Annotated in this window: 3 protein-coding genes; all 3 read left to right on the forward strand. The window is 69.0% G+C overall.

Going from position 1 to position 3,403, the window contains the following annotated elements:
* The coding region (locus tag ACIQU4_RS42290; protein WP_403743263.1) for a Mu transposase C-terminal domain-containing protein at positions 1-1,592 on the forward strand (1,592 nt) is incomplete at its 5' end.
* Positions 1,589-1,837, forward strand: a complete 249-nt coding sequence (locus tag ACIQU4_RS42295; RefSeq protein WP_403743266.1) for a hypothetical protein — start codon at positions 1,589-1,591, stop codon at positions 1,835-1,837. The genes ACIQU4_RS42290 and ACIQU4_RS42295, both read left to right, overlap by 4 nt.
* Positions 1,838-1,941: 104 nt before the next feature.
* Complete coding sequence (locus ACIQU4_RS42300; protein ID WP_403743269.1) at positions 1,942-2,940, forward strand: TniB family NTP-binding protein; 999 nt, start codon at positions 1,942-1,944, stop codon at positions 2,938-2,940.
* Positions 2,941-3,403: the final 463 nt, after the last annotated feature.

Raw genomic sequence — 3,403 nt, forward strand, 5'->3', positions numbered from 1 at the left:
GGGAGGTGGTGCGGGTGCAGTACGACCCGGCCCGGTGGACGCTGGCCGAGCGGGAGCAGGCCAAAGCCGCCGAGCTCACCGCGCTGGGGTTCGCCAAGGTGTCGCGCACGACGGTGCAGCGAATGAGGCTCGCCTACCGCAAGCAGGGCCTGTGGGGGCTGCTCGACCACCGCACCACCCGCGGTCCCGCCCCTGCGGGGCGGCAGGACGAACGCGTGACGGACGCGGTGAAGGAGGCGTTACGCCGGCAGCGGCGTCGGTCCAAGGGCACCATCAACGGGCTGTTCCCCCTCGTCATCCGAATCCTTGAAGACCGCCACGGGCCCGGCACGGTGCCCGCCCCCTCCCAGGCCACCCTGTACCGGCTCGTCCACCAGCTCGCCCGCCCCGCCGACCTCCCCAGCCGCCCGATACGCACTGCGCCGATCACCAACGACGGGCGCGGGTTCACCCCGACCGTGGCGCTACGGCCCGGGGAACAGGTCCAGATCGACACCACCCGCCTCGACGTCCTGGCCGTCTTCGACGACGGCATCGTCGCCAGGCCCGAGCTCACCATCGCCATCGACGTCGCGACCCGCGCCATCCTCGCCGCCGTGCTCTGCCCGTCCAGTACGCAGGCCGTCGACGCCGCGCTGCTCTTGGCGGAGATGGCTGTCCCCCACCCGGCCCGGCCCACCTGGCCCGACGCCCTGCACTTCGCGCACAGCTCGCTGCTCCCCCACCAGCGGCTGCTCACCCTCGACGAACGCCTCCAAGGAGCCGCCGCACGCCCGGCTGTCATCCCGGAAACGGTCATCACCGACCGGGGCAGCGTCTACCTGTCGAAGGCATTCACCGCCGCGTGCGAGACCCTCGGCATCAGCGTCCAAGCTGCCCCGCCGTACACACCGACCGCGAAAGGCATCGTGGAGCGGACCTTCGGGACCATCAACACGCTGTTCTGCCAGCACCTGCCCGGCTACACCGGCCCCAACATCACCCAGCGCGGCCCTGGCACCCACCTTGAGGCCCGCTACACCGTCCCCCAGCTCCAGGACCTCCTCGACGAGTGGCTCGTCCACTACCACCACCGCCCCCACGAAGGCCTGCGCCACCCGGTCCTGCCCAGGGCCGCTCTCACACCGAACCAGATGTGGGCCGCCCTCATCAGCGTGGCCGGCCACGTGCCCGTACCGCTGACCGGGAACGACTACCTCGAACTCCTGCCCGTGCGCTGGACGGCCGTCACCGAACGCGGCATCCGCCTGCACCACCGCACCTACGACCACGACCTCCTCGCCCCCTACCGCGGCCAGCCCTCCCCCATCACCGCCCGTGGCGGGAAGTGGGAGGTCCACCACAACCCCCACGACGCCCGCCAGATCTGGCTACGCCTGACCGACGGAACCCTACCCTGGCCGAGATCCCCTGGATCCACCGCGACCACACCCACCAGCCCTTCAACGAACGCACCTGGCAACACGTCCACGCCCAGACCGTCCACCACCCCGATCCAGACCAGCACGAAGCCGACCTCGCCGACGCCCTCGACCAACTCATGCGCCGAGCACGCAACGGAGACGCCACACGCACCGAGCAGCGTCTCTTGAGCCGCGCCACCCTGCCTCTATCTGCCCTGGCATCCGCGCCGGCCAGCTCCAGGGACACCGGCGAAGAATCCGCCACCGGCCCGACAGACGCCGATGCCGACAGCCTCGATGCCCTGGACGACAGCCCCGGTGAACCGGATGACACCGAAGGCGAAGACGAGCCTGCAGGCGACAACGGCACCCCTACCCGCCCGTACACCGGGCTCGGGCTCTACGACGCACACACGGAAGCACTCACATGGTGAACAACACCCCGTCGCGTCCCAGCACCCCAGCCGGCGGCCTCCACCAGACCGCGGACCAAGACCTGGCCGACGCAGAAACCCTGCAGGCGCTGGGGTCCTGGCCGATCACGACCTGGCAGGGCTGGCAGCAGTTTGTCCACACCCCGGCCTTGGTACCACCCGCACCCGATACCCCGCCGCGGAGCGTCGAGGAGCGCATGGCCTACCACTCCGCGTTCGTCACCGTCCGCACCCCCGCCATCGACACCCTCGCCACCAACATCCGCACCCTGATGATCCTCGGCCGCTACCAGCAGACCACCGCCCGACCCTCACTCATCCTCACCGGGCCCGCCGCAGCCGGAAAGACCACTGCCCTCCTCCACGTCGGACGCACCTGCCACCTCGCCCACACCCGCACCGCGTCCCCACCAGGCAAGCCGTCGGACATCCAGGTCCCCGTCGCGTACGTCCTGGTCCCGCCCGGAGCGACCGCGAAAATGCTCGCGGCGGAATTCGCCCGCTACCTCGACGTCCCCATCACTGCCCGGATGACGCAAACCCAGATCACCGAGAGTGTCTGCCACACCTACAACCAGACCGGCGTCCGCCTCGTCCTCATCGACGAAATCCACCGCGTCAACCCCCGCACCACCACCGGCGCCGAAACCGCCGACCTCATCAAAGACCTCACCGAACGCATCCAAGCAACGTTCGTGTACGCCGGCATCGACGTCACCTCCACGCCCCTGTTCACCGGCGTCCGCGGCGCGCAACTCGCAGGCAGGGCCTCACTCATCGAGTGCGGGCCACTCCCCGCACGCCTCGGCAACCGACATCCCTTCACCGACACCGTCACCGACCTCGAAAACGCCCTCGACCTCCACCACCATCGGCCTGGAACGCTCCCCCGCCACGCGACCTACCTCCACCAACGCACCGCCGGCCGCATCGGCAGCCTCACCCGACTCATCCGACAAGCCGCCATCCACGACGGCACCGAACGCATCACCAAGGCAGCCTTGGACGCGATCCGCCTCGACCACCACGCCGAAACCACACACCTACCCCGCACCCGCACCACGAACCGCCGAACACCCCCACTGACCAGCACAAACACCTGAAAGCGCGAAATGACGCCTCGGTCCTTTAGACCCAGACGCCATCTGCAACACCCAGACACCTTCCCAACCAACCCGCAACAACCCCAGGTCAACCCGCCTCTGACACCGCAACACCGTTCTCACACAAACCTGCAGCACCCCCGCTCACCGACCCACCGACACCTCAACCACCCTCCCCCTCAGCGACAGGATGCTGCCAACATCCCGGGCCTGAAGGAACCCGAGCAGCGACGCCTGGGCGTCGCGATCGGCCGACGCACCGCCAACGAGACGTGGACCGTGCGGATTGATGGAGTCCGGGCTTGCTCGACTAATACTCCGGCTGTAGATCGTGATCTTCATGCATCAGCGGCTTGCCGCTGACAGTGGCTGGCAAGGGTCGGGCCTGGTGTCGGCGTCGCCAGTCGGACCACGATGCTGCCCATCGGCATCCCGCTATTGTTGATCACGCAGGGCCTGGTGC

The organism is Streptomyces sp. NPDC090741, from assembly GCF_044769045.1.
Lineage (GTDB): Bacteria > Actinomycetota > Actinomycetes > Streptomycetales > Streptomycetaceae > Streptomyces.